The 18587-nt window shown below is 34.2% G+C and carries 18 protein-coding genes and 1 pseudogene; 16 read left to right on the top strand and 3 right to left on the bottom strand.

The features are described 5' to 3' along the window. Positions 1-75: 75 nt before the first annotated feature. Positions 76-639, bottom strand: coding sequence for a hypothetical protein (locus V6B33_RS16550; protein WP_282139112.1), 564 nt, complete (start codon positions 637-639; stop codon positions 76-78). A 385-nt stretch (positions 640-1024) separates the two neighbouring features. Here V6B33_RS16550 and V6B33_RS16545 point away from each other — a divergent pair, with 385 nt between their 5' ends. The 3 genes from V6B33_RS16545 (at position 1025) to V6B33_RS16535 (ending at position 4033) form a co-directional block, all read left to right on the top strand. Next, positions 1025-3124 (top strand): hypothetical protein, encoded by a 2100-nt coding sequence (locus tag V6B33_RS16545; RefSeq protein WP_282139113.1) that lies wholly within the window; start codon positions 1025-1027, stop codon positions 3122-3124. A 19-nt stretch (positions 3125-3143) separates the two neighbouring features. Beyond that, positions 3144-3452 (top strand): helix-turn-helix domain-containing protein, encoded by a 309-nt coding sequence (locus V6B33_RS16540; RefSeq protein ID WP_159362665.1) that lies wholly within the window; start codon positions 3144-3146, stop codon positions 3450-3452. A 320-nt stretch (positions 3453-3772) separates the two neighbouring features. Beyond that, the gene (locus tag V6B33_RS16535; protein WP_282139114.1) at positions 3773-4033 is read left to right on the top strand and encodes a hypothetical protein; all 261 of its coding nucleotides are present in this window, start codon (positions 3773-3775) and stop codon (positions 4031-4033) included. Positions 4034-4159: 126 nt separating this feature from the next. Here the strand turns inward: V6B33_RS16535 and V6B33_RS16530 are convergent, their stop codons facing one another. Next, entirely contained in the window at positions 4160-4639 is a 480-nt protein-coding gene (locus V6B33_RS16530; RefSeq protein WP_282139115.1) for a hypothetical protein, read from the bottom strand. A 588-nt stretch (positions 4640-5227) separates the two neighbouring features. On the opposite strand from V6B33_RS16530, the gene V6B33_RS16525 reads away from it, so the two are divergent. From V6B33_RS16525 to V6B33_RS16510, 5 genes are all read left to right on the top strand, one after another. Continuing rightward, positions 5228-5557: a HepT-like ribonuclease domain-containing protein gene (locus V6B33_RS16525; RefSeq protein ID WP_282139116.1), complete on the top strand. Its 330-nt coding sequence runs from the start codon at positions 5228-5230 to the stop codon at positions 5555-5557. 85 nt (positions 5558-5642) lie between these two features. Continuing rightward, entirely contained in the window at positions 5643-6020 is a 378-nt protein-coding gene (locus V6B33_RS22110; protein WP_442915552.1) for a sigma factor-like helix-turn-helix DNA-binding protein, read from the top strand. Between the two features lie 153 nt (positions 6021-6173). Beyond that, positions 6174-7961, top strand: coding sequence for an ATP-dependent nuclease (locus V6B33_RS16520; RefSeq protein WP_282139117.1), 1788 nt, complete (start codon positions 6174-6176; stop codon positions 7959-7961). Further along, positions 7927-9288 carry a UvrD-helicase domain-containing protein gene (locus V6B33_RS16515; RefSeq protein ID WP_282139118.1) on the top strand — a complete coding sequence of 454 codons (1362 nt, stop codon included), beginning with the start codon at positions 7927-7929 and terminating at the stop codon, positions 9286-9288. The genes V6B33_RS16520 and V6B33_RS16515 overlap by 35 nt, the downstream gene beginning before the upstream one ends. A 384-nt stretch (positions 9289-9672) precedes the next feature. After that, the gene (locus tag V6B33_RS16510) at positions 9673-9864 is read left to right on the top strand and encodes a hypothetical protein (RefSeq protein WP_159362658.1); all 192 of its coding nucleotides are present in this window, start codon (positions 9673-9675) and stop codon (positions 9862-9864) included. Positions 9865-10139: 275 nt separating this feature from the next. Here V6B33_RS16510 and V6B33_RS16505 read toward each other — a convergent pair whose 3' ends face one another. After that, entirely contained in the window at positions 10140-11165 is a 1026-nt protein-coding gene (locus V6B33_RS16505) for a hypothetical protein (RefSeq protein ID WP_282139119.1), read from the bottom strand. Between the two features lie 614 nt (positions 11166-11779). Here V6B33_RS16505 and merR1 point away from each other — a divergent pair. The 8 genes and pseudogenes from merR1 to V6B33_RS16470 all read left to right on the top strand — a co-directional run bounded on the left by merR1 (position 11780) and on the right by V6B33_RS16470 (position 18573). Then, a complete protein-coding gene (merR1, locus tag V6B33_RS16500) occupies positions 11780-12178 on the top strand; it encodes a mercury resistance transcriptional regulator MerR1 (RefSeq protein WP_079533366.1) in 399 nt (132 codons plus the stop codon). Between the two features lie 13 nt (positions 12179-12191). Continuing rightward, positions 12192-12461, top strand: a complete 270-nt coding sequence (locus tag V6B33_RS16495) for a hypothetical protein (protein ID WP_079533368.1) — start codon at positions 12192-12194, stop codon at positions 12459-12461. After that, a complete protein-coding gene (gene merT, locus V6B33_RS22105; protein ID WP_432653509.1) occupies positions 12458-12760 on the top strand; it encodes a mercuric transport protein MerT in 303 nt (100 codons plus the stop codon). The genes V6B33_RS16495 and merT overlap by 4 nt, the downstream gene beginning before the upstream one ends. A 15-nt stretch (positions 12761-12775) precedes the next feature. Further along, on the top strand, positions 12776-13114 hold the full coding sequence (merP, locus tag V6B33_RS16490) for a mercury resistance system substrate-binding protein MerP (RefSeq protein ID WP_282139361.1): 339 nt from the start codon (positions 12776-12778) through the stop codon (positions 13112-13114). A 15-nt stretch (positions 13115-13129) separates the two neighbouring features. Next, entirely contained in the window at positions 13130-14770 is a 1641-nt protein-coding gene (gene merA / locus V6B33_RS16485; RefSeq protein ID WP_282139360.1) for a mercury(II) reductase, read from the top strand. 127 nt (positions 14771-14897) lie between these two features. Continuing rightward, a complete protein-coding gene (locus V6B33_RS16480) occupies positions 14898-16244 on the top strand; it encodes a dihydrolipoyl dehydrogenase family protein (protein WP_334218837.1) in 1347 nt (448 codons plus the stop codon). 328 nt (positions 16245-16572) lie between these two features. Beyond that, a pseudogene (locus V6B33_RS16475) lies at positions 16573-16898 on the top strand (YnfA family protein). A 1330-nt stretch (positions 16899-18228) separates the two neighbouring features. Continuing rightward, entirely contained in the window at positions 18229-18573 is a 345-nt protein-coding gene (locus V6B33_RS16470) for an ArsR/SmtB family transcription factor (RefSeq protein WP_282139284.1), read from the top strand. The last annotated feature ends 14 nt before the right edge of the window (positions 18574-18587 follow it).

Raw genomic sequence — 18587 nt, 5'->3', positions numbered from 1 at the left:
AATTCTTTATATTTATCTCTTACTATTTTTAGTTCATTGGTGTAGTTTAATAATTTAGAAATTTTTTCTGCAATATCATGGTCTTTTTGCGATATTGATACTGTCTTTGTTGCATTTTTTTTTTGATGGAAAGGTATTACCGTCTCCTAACATAACACCAAAAGGATAAGCGATTATTTTATTAATAATCCCGTATTTAAAAAAGAAGTGGTTGCAAATTTCTTTGTTACGAAAATTCTTTTGTTTACCTACAATGTCATATGTTCCAAGTGTTTCATCAGGCGCAAAGAATTCATATTCTTTGGTATTGAACCTAAAATTTGACTCATCGAACTCTTTTACTTGAGAATCTGCAAAACAGCTTTGACTACAGAATTGATTATAAATAGGTGAATTCCGTATCACTTTAACAAAGGTAGTATTACAATTCTTACAAATAAACTCCGCTTTTTCTGCAAGAGGTAATTTATAAGGGTGAACACCGTACTTTTTAAAATGTTTTCCGACAGTGCTGTTATTTTTCCCTGATCTCCTTGCGAATTCAGTAATAGTAAGTTTATTTTCTTGTAAATATCTTGATAATTCATTTGGCGTTTTTCCATACTTTTCTATGCATTCTAAAACTAAATGATTTTCCATATTGTGAAGATTTCCAATATTCAACTGAATAATACATAAAATTGAATTCTCTAAAAATTATTAAAGAATTAAAAGGTGTAGTTATAAATCCATTTCCCCTGTCCTTGTTAATTCTACATTGATGTGATTAAATTAAATTAATTCCGCAAATTATTATTATTTACACTGGGAGCACCAGAAACATGCCTACTTTATTATACGGGCATGTTTTCAGGTGCTTTTGTTTTTTTTTGAAGAAAAATTATACATATACTCAGAGCACACATTAGCCAACAAATTACTCTTTTTGGTTGGTGTACTAATAAGCCTTAAAAGGTAGGTGATGTGTGCAGTGGGTGTATGTCAGTTTTTAAGCTGGATAAACTAATACTTAGAGGTGATTAAAATGAAATCCAATGATTTTATGACTATTTATGCTGCAAGTAATGAATGGGGAATCTCGGAAGGATTCTTCAGTGTCTTAAAAAGCCTTCCCAAGCACGAGGCATGGTTTACTGGAGATGCAACACAATATGGGCAGGATCTTGTTCTAAAGACAGCAATTCCAAATATTAAGGCTTTATATGAAAAAACTTGCGAGGAATTTAACAATTACACCAAAGACCCGAATTACCTGAACATCGGTGGGCTCGTTAAAGGGGTGACTCAAACCAACTCAGAGATAAAGAACATGATTGATTCGAAGCAATACGATCATCTATTTGTTAAAGTATTACGCAGAAAAAAACTCGACCCGATCTTTGGTGCCTATATATATTTTTTTAAATACGACTTCCTAGAGCATTGTGAGAACTTAACAACTGGTTTTCTTGCTAAATTACTAAAAAAGAGAGGGATAGTAGTTTCTGATGCGACTATATTAAGTTATAAAAAAGAAGGACTATTATCAGTTAAAGAAAATCAATATGGGATAGATACGATGTCTTTAAATGAAGTTGAAAGCCTTGTTCTTGCTAAAAAGAAGGAAAAATATATGCATTCAAAAAATACAGCAAATGAGAACTCGAATTTTTCTGTGCTCAACAGTCAACAGCAGAAGATAATAGAAGAGTATCTATCTTTTAGAAAAAAGGGGGGAAGAATATCACACAACAACTATCGGGCAAAAAAACACATTGCAAATAAAGAAGAAACACTTGCCAAACTAAGAAGTGCCTTGGCCACATTCTTCTTTAGAATTATTTGTGCTCGGTGCAATATTGATCAAAAACCTAAGATGAGGTATGCCTTTCTTACACAAGATGAAAAGGAGAAATACGACTCAAATAAGTTCCATCCCACACAAATTAGTGAGGATGATGCATTTGCATTTATGACAGAATCTAAGACTACATCAGCCGTCCACGTATTCCAAACTATTAAGCCTTTTTATGCTTGGATACTACAACGTCTAAAAAACGATGCATTGACTCCTGATAAATGGTTTGAGTATGGGCAACTGGAGCTAAGAATAGAGTCCTTCTTAAATCAGTTTCCAACAAACTATAGTGAACTAGCGTCTGGAGAGACCATTAATAAAGTTAATAAGTCTTTCTTAAATAGAGAAGAGATGATTATTGTGAGGGAAAAACTACTTAATGATCCTGGCTCTCATGACCCTTATAGAAATGCAACTATCTGGGAGTTATGCTGTGTTACAGGGACTAGACCGTACGAAGTAAGAAAACTCAAAATTGAATATTTCTTATTAGACAAGGAAGGATATATAAAATTAAATAGTCGGGGGTGGGGAGAACTTCACATCCCTCGTGAAGCTTCAAAACATGAAAATTCTCCATCTCACCCCGTACTAGGTACGGTAATTCCAGCAGGTACTGTAAAACGGGTAAATGAATACTTGAAACGATTGTATAAAAAACAAAAGAATGAGCCCAGGGGGAAGGGATTTTTATTCAGACCTGAAGATCTATTTCCAGAAAAGGGATACAAGTCGGCAATTATGACAGATGTGATGACGAGGTTGAAAACGCAATTGGATTTTCTATCGTATGAGCAGAGAAGAGATTTTGAGTTAAAAGCATCAAGGCGGAGCATGAATAATCTAATTGAGGGCTTTGGAGTAAGGTTACCTATTGAAAGATTAAACGGTAGGATTCAAAAAGTGGCTGCGGATATACAAATGCGGCATAAAATTTCTGGAGATATTGGAGAAATGCATTATACTGCACCCATATCAGATGATGATTTTTATACTGTTTTAAATCACACGATTAACTTTCCATGGAACCGAAAAGAATTGATAATGTGGGAAAAGGAATTGAACCTGCATTCTTCAAAGGATTTTGAAATACAAAGTGAAGAGAAGGAAAGTAAAAAGATCAGTCAGGAAAAAAAGGAATATGAGTTAAATGAGATTAATTCAAAACGTCTAGATGAAATTAATCTGCAATTAAATAAACTAAGGAAGCGGCCCAAGGGGTTAACCATAGAAGAATGGTTTGAGATGAAAGAGAGCTTGGAAAAAGAAAAAATGTACATTAATTAGCTCAATAAGGGGGAAGCTAATGAAAGATCAAAATCTAGAAATATTTTCAAAGTACTCTTCTTGGGAGGAGTTTGAAGGTTATATCCATGAATATGGCTTTGAAGGGAGCATCCCTCATGTTTTTGAAAAAATCCGGGATAACGACCTGCTTACGCCTTCTGATATATCTTATATAACAGGATATTCAGAGGAAACGGTTCGAAGATGGTGCCGTTCTTGGAAACTGAAAACTACAACTGGTCGTGCACCTTATCATGTGGTAGGAAGTGACTTAAAGAATTTCTTGTATTATTGGACAAGGAAAGAGTTGATACAAAACTATAAATAATGTAATAAGATGTCTACTATAGAGGTGCAGAATGGAAAACGTACTGGGTTTCCCAACGAACCTAACAGTACGTTTTTTATTGTCAAGACATATATGTAAACTAGTTGTTAAATCTTTCTTTTTCTTTATTAAGCTAAGGGGGCGTTAATTAAATTACGTTAAGGAACGTGTGAATATGCCGTTCATAAAAATATCTTTTTAATAAAGATAAAGTAGATAGCTTTAAAAAACTAAGTATATTTCCAATCCTGGAAGGGAAGAGTTTTTATGGGATTATTTTAAAGTTCCTCCAGTATACTATTCAGAACGGAGTGCTTGTAATGAAGTGGGAAAATAGTCCATCAATTAGTGAATCGCATCCATTTAAAGAGGAATATGACCGTCTGTTAGATTTAGATAGGGATGAATTATTAATGGAAATTAAAAGTCATATAGACGACTACTTTGAAATGAAATCAAAGAGAGAACAACTTGGGAAACTTAATGTAAATGATCTCCTTACTGAGCAGTGGCATAAAAACTCAATTGAGACGTTCTACTGGAAGTTTATAAACAAAGATACCAAAGTAAAAGATTTATAAAGACATTTCAATTGGACTCTATTTTTTATCCATCCCAGATGATTTCCATATTTTTAAAGTGTCTTTATAATCAATAGTATTAATTCCAGTATCTTTTGATTAATTTCTCCAACTGTCAAAGCTAAATCAGTCCTTACTTTCGGTGAATTTTGTTTTTTTACGTAGATAGACTTTTATCAAATCGTCAGGGATGAGTTCTAAACTTTTATGGATTCCCAGGTTATACATGATCAATATTAAAGCTCGTTGTAATTCTTCATCTGTGTATAGCATCTTACCCTCTCGCGGCATTTCCCATTTTGGTGGCAAATACGACTCCATGTCATCATATGTAATTGCTTGAGGTTCTAATTTCAATGTTAACTTTTCCATAATAATCTCCTTTGATTTAAAGAAATTTGCTAATTCTGAATCACTAAGCACAATCTGTTCCACAATTTGAAAAAGGGCTGGATTTTCAACACCATCTTCTAATTTGACTACTAATTCTTCCACTTTTTTCTTGAATTCATCGCTACACATTTTATCACCTCCTGCTATTGGAAATGATTTTTTTAACACTTCAATATGAACCTCAAACAAATAGAAATTCTCCGTTGCAGACATTCCCGGTTTCTTCGTAACAGCATTTCAAAAAATCTCTCAATACCTATAAGCAAGGCTTTTTCATACCCTTCCATGCACACTTAATTGAGTATTAATGTTGGATGAGTATTAATCCCTAAGCTCCTGAGAACGCACATTTTAATTTGCTTTGTGGTACAAATAGCATAACCTTGCTACAGCCATTATTTTTGAGATTAAAGGGGAACATACTTCTAGAAAATCTCCTCACTAATATTTTATTATTCGTTTTTAAGTACTCTTCCGTGTTTCTTATCTTTGTAACGCAATATGAAAGTATTTCTTTATTTTAGAAGCATTTTTTCTTATTCGGTTCTGATAACGCTTGTTTTATTCATCATATTCTTGCCCTTTATAAATAACTACGAACCATTTACAGCAGTACTAACTTCATCCATCTAATTACATCTAGTCTTATTTGTTTTATTATAATAAGTAAATCGCAACTAATAAAGCACCTATCAAAATAAGTATGTCGAGGCTTTAATCTACTAAGATAGTGACTGAGGAATCGTTTTATATCTAGTTTTATTTCTAGTCAAAAAAACAAAAGGAAGTGAATTTATCCTAATGCGCCAATTTCATTTTATTGACAAGATTATTAATGCTGCAGACAGCATAGAGACATATATACAAGGACTGTCGATTGAAGAGTTCAAAAAGTCGAGGTTAATTATTGATGCAGTAATTTGGAATCTAGAACTAATTGGAGAAACAGCAAAAAACATTCCTATTGAAGAGAAGGAAGATAATCCCCATATTCCTTGGGAAAAGATAATTGGCTTTCGTTATACTCTAATAAATGAATACGACAATCTAGATTTATCAGAAATATGGGAAATAGCAACAGTAGATACAATTACACTAAGAGCCAAATGTGCTGAAATAAAAAGTAAATAGGCTAATCTAAAAAAGTGGGTGATTAGGGAACTAATTATCCACTTTTTTACATGTCGAGTAGGTATTTTAAACATAATGTCGAAGTATGTATTATCAGGTTTTTTTGGGGGAGTGTTGCTGTGTTAGAAGTAACCAAAGAAGAAATTCTTCATTTTATATATATGAAAAAATCAGAAAAATCGGATTAAGGAAAAGATACTATAATATCCTACATAACAAAGAATCAGAAGAGTATAAGAGGTTTATAAGTGTTTATCTAAATCATAAAAGTATGTTAACCGAGAGAGAACAGATAGTATTAGATTCTGTTTATGGTGTAAAAGGAAAACCCTTAAAACTAAGGGAAGTCGCGGAGATCATTGAGGTTACTCCTGAAAGGGTAAGACAATTAATTTACAAGAGTGAAAGGAAATTGGTGGATTTCCTACGTCAAATATACAAGGTTAATTTCTTCATGAATTGAGGTAGTTCTTATAACATCGATTATAAGTACTGATTATTTTAGGTGTGTGGCATGATTTGCGATTCCAGAGGAGAGGAGCAACCAATAGACTGCTATTCTTTAATTGAAATTAAAGATAGCATTTAACTATTAACAAGGTAAAGGAGCTTTAATTTGAAGATATCAAATATTAAGGTCAATAATTACCGAAACTTAAGAGCAGTTGACCTAGATACAAATAAAATTGTAGTTTTTATTGGAGATAATAATTGCGGTAAGAGTAATCTACTTAGAGCAATAACACTTCCTTTTATGAATCAAGAAATTGGAGCGGTTAATAAAAATCTCGGATGGCAAGACATTAATAGTGCCGCTAAGCAAGAATATTATTCTTTCATAGAAGGAAATTTAGAAGAAATTAAAAATAGTTCATGCGACATAGATCAATTTATTGACCATATACCTTCTGTAAACGTTGAAGTAACACTTTCTCCCCAAAAAGTGGCAGAAGAATATTATGTTAGAAATTGGACTTCTAATTTAGATAATGACACACCCTTATTCACTATAAGGTATGAATATAAGGTTGAGGACCCTCAAGATTTACTTCGCCATATCTCAGACATATTACAAGATGTTGATTCGATAGATGATTTAAAGATGAATTTACTTCCAATCGAGTTTTATAAGTACCAAACAATCATACCCTCGACCAATGAAAAGGTTTCCTATACAGACCTGGCTTACTTCAAATATAATGCACTAGCTGCTGAAAGAGATGATTTTTCAAATAAATCTTCTCAGTTAGGCTCTAAATCACTAGTATCTCTCTTGCATAATAAGATGAATACAGATGATAAAAAGAAAGTGGAACAATCATATGAAACATTCTTCAATGACTTAAAAAACATTAGTAGCTTAGAAGAGGTATTTAATTGGCAGGAATCATCGGACTTAGAAAATGCTAAAGATTTTTTTGGAAAGATTACTTTGCTACCTAATGTTCCTACAATGAGCTCTTTACTAAACAATGTGCGTTTAGGCTATGGTGATGAATCCTTAAATTCACAAGGTTTAGGATATAGAAACCTAATCTACTTATTCGTCATGTTGAATTCGTTAAGCATAGAAAGTGATGTAGCTTTAAACATATTAACAATAGAAGAACCTGAAGCTCATTTAAGTGTAAGCAATGAACACCTTTTAGCTAGTTTTATAAATTCGACGATGAATAGGAACAACCAACTACAACTTTTTATTTCAACACATAGCGCGGAGTTTCTTAATAAGCTCGATTTAAAGAATGTAGCAATATTAGCTGAAGGAAGCACTTATGCTCTAAAGAAAGAACTTGAAGGTGATCAATTGGATTACTTAGCCAAAAAACCTAACTTAGACTTTCTAAAGTTTCTCTACTCAAGGAATTGCATCTTAGTAGAAGGTCCAACCGAGGAAATGCTTATCAAATCATACCTAAGTACACAAAATGAACAGTTGAATGATATTGAAGTAATCTCTTTACATAAGGGCTTTAGAGATATGCTTGATATATGGCTTAAAGTGAATCAAAATACAAGCCATAAAATAGGCATAATTAGAGATTTTGACAATCAAAGGAAGGCTCAAGAAGATCATGAGGCTTATAATCATCATCCGAATATTTATGTAACAACTACACAAGAGTATACCCTGGAACCTGAATTTGTTAACACTAGTACTAATTTTGAAAAGCTGAAAACATACTTTTCTACCAAGCATGGCTGGGAAGATATTGATACTAAAGAAAACCTTTCAGATAAGTGGAGGGGAGCTAAAACGGATACAATGTTACACTTTTGTCGAGACATAGGAACTGAAGAATTAAAAGATGTGGTAATGCCCAACCACATTAGAGAGGTCATTCACTTTTTAATAACGGGAGAAAAAAATGTATATTGTAGTGGCTGGAGCTGGAGCCGGTAAAACAAGCTCAATGGCTGAACTCGTAATATCAAGACTTAAAGAGATTACTGATAATAAAATAATATACGTTATCACTTATACAAACGCTGCAAGAGATAGAATAAAAGAAAAAGTTTTAGAAAACGAAGGATGCATTCCTAATCTATTAAAAATTGAAACTATACATTCTTTTTTATTAAAAGAAGTAATTTATCCTTTTAATCACTTAGTTTATGGGGCTCAATATAAATCTGCTTCACAGATACCCCTTCATCCTAAACCGGCCTTTAAAGCAATTAAGAAAAAGGAGTTAAGAAGGGAACATATATTACACGTAGAAGATGTAACGAAGACAGCCAAACATCTTCTTTGTGGTAAAAACAAGGATACTGAGAAGATAAAACACAGGCGTAATAATGCCTTGAAAATGTTGTCTAGATACTTAGATTCCATATATGTGGACGAAGCACAAGATATGGATAAAGATTTTTCAGAGGTATTAACAATGCTTGCGAATTATAATATCAACGTTAATTTGATAGGTGATCCTAAACAAGACCTTAGAAATAGAGCAGCTTTTCGAGATATTATTGCAGGTGATTTATCGGTTGACTATAAGTCAGAGAACCACCGCTGCCCTAGTTTACACGTAGATTTTTCAAATAGCTTCATATCAAAGGCAGAGCATCAGACTTCAACAAAAGAAGAGGGAACATTACGATACTTATTGGAATCAAACTCCACAATTCAAGAAGATATTAAATGTGCAAAGTACGATTTAGCATATATTTACCAGAGGAATGACCGCTTTAAGACTCATAGAGAAGATGTAACAAAAACAGAGGAGCAACTATCATACGAATTAACTGTATTAGCTCGTAAGGCATCTTCTGTAAAACAGAATAATTTAAATCAAGTTGTTTATGTGCTTAAAAAAAAGACTGTTAACTCTATCAAACGAGGAATTCCTACTTATAAAATCTTTTCTGGACTTGAAAAAGAACTTACATTAAGTCTAGATAAATATGACAAAGGTAAGATTGGTTCTGCTGTAAATGCATATCATAGTGCATTATCAAGTGAACCAGGTATATTAGTAGATTCCATTGATGCTATTAAAGGATTAGAAGGCTATAATTGTTTGTTTATAATTTCGACCCAACTTGCTCCTTATTTATTTAAAGAAGTAGATGATTACAATAAAATGAGGAACTATTTATATGTAGCACTTACTCGTTCTATACGTGACTTAACTATGTTGCTTACAACCGAGGTGGAAAAAAAGTATGGCCATAAATACATTCATGAACAACTTAATAAGTTAGGTATAGCAGAGTTAAAGACCTAAATTTGGTACTTTAACCGTTAAGAAACTGAGGTTGTTGAGATCGTTGCTAAAGTGAAATTGGTACAATGGTTATCTCGCTTTCAATTGGGTATTAAGTTGGTTATACAAGAAAAAGACAACAGGAGAATTGCTAAACAGTATAAATATACTTGTTATGAATTATATTTAAACGCGATCACTTTGAAAGTGATTGTTTTTTCGTATTTGACTCATATTGTGCAAAAGTCCCGTTAAAATTACTTTGTGAAAATATTTACTTTAGCTAGATGGTAACACGCTAATAAGAATTTATAATGTATAAAGAAAGGACTTTAATAGTTTTAAAAGTAAGTACAATTAACTATAAATAGTCTTGTTAATTACTTAAATAGGGGTGACATTAAAATGAACTACAGAAATATAATTAGAAACCAAATAGGTAAAAGTGGTAGAGGACCAGAAATAAATGAAAATAGCAGAAAAGGGGTTGATGGGGAGATAAATGCATTATGTATTATGAAAAAATATTACCTTGACACCAATGAGTTAGCCAAAGTTTTCTTTCTTAATCAAAAGAAAATAGAGCATGCTAAATAAAAAACATCCACTGCTTACTATGGAGTTATAGTACATTGGGTAGGTTTAACCAATTTAATAGCTGTAATGTCTTAGGTAGAACTATTACAAAATGAAAACACTTGGAGCTCTTTACCTGTGCCAGATTATAAAGTCGATACTAATAGAAGCTGTTTAATTTAGTAGCATCAAGTAAATGGCATTTAAAGTTGAGGCAGTTGTCATATCTATAAGCCGATCTAAGTTCCTTTATGTGTGATCTGAGTGTTCAAACTAGCATACTTATGCCCGACTGTTTAAGAAGGCGGCATATCACATTGAGACGTATCTGTGTACTTAACAACAAGTTTTGATGTTTTTGGCACAAAAGCTATATAATTTTCATAAATATATTCGATTAGATCTTCTCTTTTCACTAGCCATTTACGATCATTGCCTTTTGTCGCCTTTAATTTTCCATCTAATATATGAGGCTTTAAGACTTTGTAATTCACATGTTTTCTCAACTCAAAAAAATCATCGAATCTAAAGATATATTGAACTTCTCTAAGTGTTAGGATTTTACCATTATCTAGATGGTTAATTTGATGTCGCACTATGAAATCATGCATGTATCCATTGTAATTAAAATCTGGTTTGGGCTCCCACTCCTTCCATAATTTAGAATCTGAAAGCTCTATAATGTCTGAATGCCTTATGTTTGCGAAGTGTATTAGGTTTTTATCAAACGTATCTTTTACTGGCAGATAAAGATTTGAACTTTTAGCTACTTGCTCTTTTCTAAAGCTTTCACTTAAGGAGGGCTTACTGCTGGCAGTGCTAATAACGTTATTTTCTTTTAAACCCACCTCTACTTTTTCAGGACCAACCACTAACCTAAATTCGTACACACATTCTCCTGTTTTTAATAGTTGGGGTATAAATTGCACTAGGTAATAGTAGCTTCTACCTGCACATTTTTCATTTAAGTCTCTTATAGTATCCTGGTGTTCCTCTTTGAACTCCGGAGCTATCCATATATGATACTTTGCATTGAAACTTACCCCGTATTGTAATAACCTTGAGAAGTGATCGTTGTCACTTACAGTTAATTGATTTTCAATAACTACATTTTCCCTTGAAACTTTTGTTCTGCCTAGGACATCTACTCTTTTTCGGTTTTTGGCGTTCACCTCTTTTCCTATTACTTCTATATCTAACTTTATCACGTCACTTAATTCTCTTATTTTGTCATATTGAACTAGCCACGGAGTGAAATCTTTTGTTTCATTACTAAAGAACTTTCTGGGTTCTATTGTCTTTTTATCATGCAAACTTAACATTTCCCCTCCCCCTTCCCTATATGATTGATTAGTATTTTTACACGCAAAAAGATTTTCAAAGAGGCTTTTTATATTTTTTCCTAAATATTAATAAACAATTCCTTTTTGAAAGAAATTTAAAGCCAACGAGACCTTTTATTAAATTCCTTGGGATTGCTATGCTATGGCTGTAAAGTAGGAGCAAAAACACTCATTTGTGGTGAAGTTGAACTATAGCAGCAAGCTCTCATAGCAAAGTTAATAGTAATAAATTAGGATACACGATTATTCTACTTATGGAATAAGACCTCTCTTTGATCAGAATACAGATTATTCTTCGTATTATTACAAAAATAGTGTTATCAAAGTCTTTTATATCAAGCGAGTTGATAATACAGGATTATTAATCGGGTACATTCGGTAGTTGGAAAAATATAGTGTCTAGTGGAAGTTTTTATGGCTTCCGTTCTATTGTTGTTGAAATTCTAAACGGATGTTCAATTAAAGGGCCATATTGTTGAATAAAGCTTTTTGAAAATGGCAGTTTAAAATAGTAAATCGATAATATAGTATATAATACTTCCCTTGACCCTGTACTATAGTACAGGGTTTATACTTTGTATGAGGTGAGATAAATGCAATTTCGGATTGGAGAACTGGCTGAAAAGTGCGGCGTTAACAAGGAGACCATTCGATATTACGAGCGTTTAGGCTTAATTCCAGAGCCTAATCGTACCGAAAACGGATACCGAATGTATTCGAAGAAAACAGTTGATCGATTGAATTTTATAAAACGGATGCAGGAACTGGGATTTACCTTAAATGAAATTGATAAATTGCTAGGGGTTGTCGATCGCGATGAAGCGAAGTGTCGTGATATGTATGATTTCACTGTTCTTAAGATAGAGGACATCCAGCGTAAAATTGAAGATCTTCAAAGAATTGAACAAATGCTAGTGGATCTAAAAGAAAGATGTCCCGAAAATAAAGATATTTATGAATGCCCCATTATTGAAACACTGATGAGGAAATAAGAGGTGCAACAGGATGAAAAACACACTAAAAAGTTCAGGTTGGTTTCTTTTCGCACTAATCACATGTCCGTGCCATTTGTTTTTACTGCTTCCTTTGGTTGCAGGTACAGCACTAGGCTCATACTTTACGGAATTTAAAGATGTTATTTTCATCGTGATGGGTCTTTTATTTTTATTCGCCCTTTTCAAGGGCTGGAGAAAACTTGATCCAGAAACAAAAAGAGAAACAAAGAAAGAAACAACAACTCATGATTGCTGCAGCATGGAAAGGTTTAAATCATGAAGGAAAAAGTGTCTCAGTTAACTACTATATTTTCTGCTTTTGTTATGGCTGGATGCTGCCTGGGTCCGTTGATTTTTATACCCCTGGGTTTAACCGGTTTTGCCGGAGCATTAGCCTTCTACTCATTTAAATATCGATTATTGTTTAGCATCGTTACGATTATCCTTCTTGCTTACTCCTTTTACATGGTTTACGGAAGAAAGAGAAAAAGAAAAAATTATATCATCGGCTTATGGCTCACGACATTTTTCGTTTTTTGTATGTTTCTTTTTTTATTTCTAGTTGAAGGTGGAGTATAAAAATGAGGTGCTTATATGAGAGTACACTTAATCAAGATTATGATGCTATTATCGCTTTTGTTCGTGGTTGGTGCGTGTAATAACGAAAAAGAAACACAAAATACTATAGATGCTAAGGAGCATGTAAAAGCTACCATTGAAACAACTAAAACAGGGACATTCACGGTTTTGGGTATGAATTGTTGTCCTCCTTCAGTTGTTAAAGATGTTTTGAAACAAGTAGATGGTGTTGGCAAAACAACCATTAAAGTCAGTGGAAGTAAAGGCGAAGTAACGGTTGCCTTTGATGATAAGAAAACGGATTTACAGACAATAAAGATGTCTGTATCGGAATTTGGCCTTGGAGTCGAGTAGAAGGAGGAATTTTACATGAAAAAGTTTCAAGTAAACGTTCAAGGAATGACATGTACGGGTTGTGAAGAACATGTAGCTGTCGCCCTTCAAAAAATGGGGGCAAAAGAGATTGAGGTGGATTTTCGTCGCGGAGAAGCTATTTTTGAACTTCCAAATGACGTGAAGGTGGAAACAGCGAAAAACGCTATTGCCGAAGCCAAATTCGAGCCAGGTGAAGCAAAAGAAGTACAACTACAGGAGCCAGTGAAGCTAGGCGATGAAGGCGATTATGACTACATTATCATCGGTTCCGGTGGGGCTGCCTTTTCATCAGCCATTGAAGCTGTAAAATACGGGGCAAAGGTGGCTATTATCGAACGTGAAACAGTTGGTGGGACCTGCGTGAACATTGGTTGCGTTCCCTCAAAAACCTTGTTGCGAGCTGGTGAAATCAATCATTTAGCCAAAAACAATCCGTTTGTAGGATTGCATACGTCAGCTGGTGAGGTGGATTTGGCACCATTGATCAAGCAAAAAAATGAATTGGTAACGGATCTTAGAAACAGGAAATATGTAGATTTAATTGATGACTACGGTTTTGAATTAATCAAAGGGGAAGCAAAATTTGTAAATGAAAACACGGTTGAAGTGAATGGGACGGAGCTATCAGCGAAACGATTTTTAATAGCAACAGGTGCTTCACCGTCTTTACCTGCCATTCCTGGAATAGATACAGTAGATTATTTAACAAGCACCACATTACTTGAATTAAAGAAAGTGCCAAAACGTCTTACAGTCATTGGCTCTGGTTATGTCGGTATGGAACTAGGGCAACTTTTTCACAATTTAGGTTCAGAAGTTACGTTAATGCAAAGAAGTGAACGTCTTTTAAAAGATTATGATTCGGAGATTTCAGAAGTAGTGGAAAAAGCTCTAGTTGAACAAGGAATAAATCTTGTGAAAGGAGCAACCTATAAACGAATCGAACAAGATGGAGACATAAAAAAAGTTCATATTGAAGTCAATGGCAAGAAGAGAATCATTGAATCAGAACAATTGCTGATTGCCACAGGAAGAACACCTAATACGGCAAGTTTAAATTTACCTGCTGCAGGCGTTGAAACAGGTTCGCGTGGTGAAATCATAATTGATGACTATTCGAAAACTACAAATGCTTGCATCTATGCTGCAGGAGATGTCACGCTTGGACCTCAATTTGTATATGTGGCAGCCTATCAAGGCGGAGTTGCAGCTGGAAATGCGATTGGTGGACTGAACAAAAGGCTTAATTTAGAATTGGTTCCAGGGGTTACGTTTACGACTCCATCAATTGCGACGGTTGGTTTGACTGAAAAGCAGGCAAAAGAAAAAGGGTATGAAGTGAAAACCTCCGTATTGCCGTTAGATGCAGTGCCCCGTGCACTCGTAAATAGAGAGACGACTGGTGTGTTTAAATTGGTTGCAGATTCAAAAACGTTGAAAATACTAGGAGCTCATGTGGTGGCAGAAAATGCAGGAGATGTGATTTATGGGGCAACATTGGCTGTTAAATTTGGGTTAACTGTGGAAGATCTCCGTGAAACCCTAGCTCCATATTTAACCATGGCAGAGGGATTGAAATTAGCTTCCCTGACGTTTGATAAAGATGTTTCAAAATTATCTTGTTGTGCGGGATAACAACACAATTAATCCACCGTTTAGGCAAGACGGTGGATTTTTCTAACCCTGGATAAGGTACGGGGTTTCATTTGATAGAAATAAGGCAAACGTATTATAGAATCAATATTCTGTGAGGAGGATAATAATGATTAAGAAATACGATCTTATTGTGATTGGTACAGGTTCTGCGGGTTCAATTGCAGCAGCAAAATGTAATAAAGCCGGTTGGAGCGTAGCTATGGTCGATGACAGGCCGTTTGGGGGCACGTGTGCACTACGTGGATGTGACCCAAAGAAAGTTTTGCACGGTGCTGCCGAACTAATTGATTGGAACAAACGGATGGTTAATAATGGGGTACCGTCTGAAGTCTCCATAAACTGGAAAAATCTTATGAGCTTTAAAGGAACCTTTACAGATCATGTCCCGGAAAAAAAAGAGCAAGCATTGAATAAACAGGGAATCGATACGTATCATGGCAATGCATCTTTCGTGAGTGAGGACAAACTTGAAGTGAATAAAGAAGTGCTCGAGGGGAGTTATTTCTTGATCGCAAGTGGTGCGAAACCTACTCCTTTGCCTATAGAAGGAGAAGAACATCTTACTTATAGTGATGAATTTTTAGAGTTGGATGAATTACCACAAAGAATCGTCTTTGTTGGTGGGGGGTATATTTCGTTTGAATTTGCTCATATCGCGGCACGTGCTGGATCAGAAGTTCATATTATCCATCGAGGTCAAAGACCTTTGGAGAATTTTGATATAGATCTTGTAGATATCCTTTTAGAAAAGTCGAAAGAGATTGGCATACAGGTACATCTTCAACATTCCGTTGAATCCATTGAAAAAGAACAAGGAAAGTTTCATGTGTATGCTCGAAAAAAAGAGGATATAACTCGGTTTGAAGCAGACATTGTTATTCATGGTGCAGGAAGGGTCCCTGCCTTAGATATGGATCTTGAAAAAGGGAATATAAAAAGGAAAAAACATGGTGTCCATGTTAATGAGTATTTACAAAGTGTAAGTAACCCGAATGTCTATGCAGCCGGGGATGCTGCAGCAACGGATGGCTTGCCCCTCACACCTGTAGCCAGTGCAGATTCTCATGTCGTAGCATCTAATTTATTGAAAGGGAACAGCAAAAAAATTGAATATCCCGTGATTCCATCTGCTGTATTTACCGTACCTAAAATTGCATCGGTAGGTATGAGCGAGGAGGTAGCCCAAAACTCTGGCCGGAATATTAAAGTAAAGCAGAAAAACATCTCCGACTGGTTTACGTATAAACGGACAAATGAGGACTTTGCTGCGTTTAAAGTGCTGATTGACGAAGATCATGATCAAATTGTCGGTGCTCATTTGATTAGTAATGAAGCCGATGAACTTATTAATCATTTTGCAACAGCCATTCGTTTTGGAATTTCAACCAAAGAAATGAAACAAATGATATTTGCCTATCCAACAGTAGCTTCGGACATCGCACATATGTTGTAACTTTTATTAGATGTTTTTTCAGCACGATTTTTCCATTATCTCTTGCACACGCTTATTCAGAAAAGGGCGCGATTGGTGAAAATCAAAAGCTTAATTTCTCACTAAAAATAATGAGGAATTAAGCTTTTTTATCTTTCAAAATCCTTAACGTCTGTATTTACCCGACGGTACCTCGACTTTCAAGTATTTGATTTGTATATATAAAATCCTCGCTCAATACTATCCCTCCAAACTGTTGTTAACCACTCTATGCTTGAAATAATTATCATAGTTCAAAAAGGATACGTTAATAATTGCTATATTGATTAGATTGTTCAAGGAGTGCTTTATGATTTATACAATTGTATTATTCATTGTTGCAGGATTAGCTGAAATTGGTGGTGGTTATCTAATTTGGTTATGTCTCAGAGAAGGTAAGCCACTTTATTTGTGGATCTTTGGGGGAGTAACCTTAGTTTTATACGGAGTCATTGCTACATTTCAATCATTCCCATCGTTCGGTAGAGTTTATGCTGCCTATGGAGGAGTATTTATTGTTCTTTCTGTACTGTGGGGATGGGGCATTGATAAAAAACACCTGATTTATATGGTAGGGTTGGTGCTGGTATTTGCTTGGCTGGGGTATCAGTAATGTTGTTTGCACCACGTCAATAAAAAAACTTCTTCAAGTGGCGCTTTATTTGAAGAGTCAACCTAATAAAGTCGGTTCCTTAGCGTACAGGCAATTGACTATTTTAGATTGAGATTCGCTTAGCGTACGAAATTTCCGAAATGTTGGCGGTACCCCATATATGATAATCTACAAAAAATAGCTTTAAGTGCAATTACATCGAGGGAAAATAAAATGTTCTTCCGTTAAAGGGCGTTAGTGGAAGATGAGATCAAAATAAGACCTGACATTTTAGATATGTCTAATATGTGTAGTTCTTTTAATAACAAGCGTTAAAGTCCTATAACCTAAATATAACATTGGCTTTATAAGTATATGGATGATCGAGATGGTGATGGACTAGTAGGTGAGTAAACAGTTGCTATGTAATACAAATATAATGTCATATATGTTATTCCGTCTGAAAAATGACAAGGATCCTTGTTATAAAAGGGATCTTGGCATTTTTCATTATGTTATAAGTTACTCATAAAATCCCCATTAACGACAAAACAGAAGATATTCTAAAGGTCAGTAAGCTAAGATTCTTATTCTTCCGTTAAAGGGCCATTTAATTGAATAACATTAAATAAAATAGACAATCAAAAAAATACCCTGTGAATCGTATTAGATTAACTAGACGATTCAAGAGTTGTTTCTTTTAAGAAGATATATGAAATTAAATTTAAGGTGTTTCTCTACGCAAAAGTTTATTGGGTACTAATCGAATATAAATTTGTTCACCAACAAGTTCAACGATTGTTTGAGTCACAATTATGGCTGGATACTAATGTGCTCAAATTATCTGGTAATGCTTAAGTAAGAGGAAGAAATACAAGCAAATTTCTTGTTGATCCACTAAAAATAAGGGAGCGACATGAGCCAATATCATTACTTGTACTACTTTGCAATTAACCTAGAAATGATAGGCATAATAATCATAAAAAAATAGAAATAGGAATGAACCAAGTACCAGTAAATATGAAAGTGCTATTTAAGAATTGAACAAAAGATAAAACACTTGCAATAAATACATAAGTGAAATATTATATAAGTAAATTGTTATATATTAATTAATTTATTTTAAACATTCTTTTGTTCTTTGGGGGAATTATAATGTTTGTACAAATATTTCCATCTCTTGTTTTCGTTGTTTTTGTTCTTATAACATCACTTTTTATTTTAAAGAAAAATAAAGGTTCTACCGTTATTTCTGGCTATTTGAATAAATTACTCAAGATATTTAGAAACTAGATATACAAAGACCATATTACCATTGATTATATAAGCAGATTATTATATATTAATACTTAGATGATATTGGGAGGTGCATTTATGCAAGGAACGGTTATTGAAATTGAAAAAGCTGCAACGGTCTTAAAGTTGTTAGGCGATAAAACTCGTCTAACCATGGTGAAAATTTTAGACTCGAATGATTGTTGTGTCTGTGAATTTGTTGAAATATTTAAAGCTAGCCAGCCTGCCATTAGTCAACATGTACGAAAGTTGAAAGATGCTGGAGTAGTTCGTGAAACAAGACGAGGACAATGGATTATTTACTCATTGAATAAAGGTAGTGACTATTATCGATTAGTTCAAAGCTTGCTTCAAAACCTTCCAGATCAAGATCATAAACTACAAGAGCTGGAAGAACAGGGATTACGGATTTCCTGTGAGTAAGAGGAGGTAGTATT

It is taken from the genome of Mangrovibacillus sp. Mu-81 (genome assembly GCF_036867415.1).
GTDB lineage: Bacteria > Bacillota > Bacilli > Bacillales > Bacillaceae_B > Rossellomorea.
This window is presented reverse-complemented; position numbering and strand designations above follow the sequence as displayed.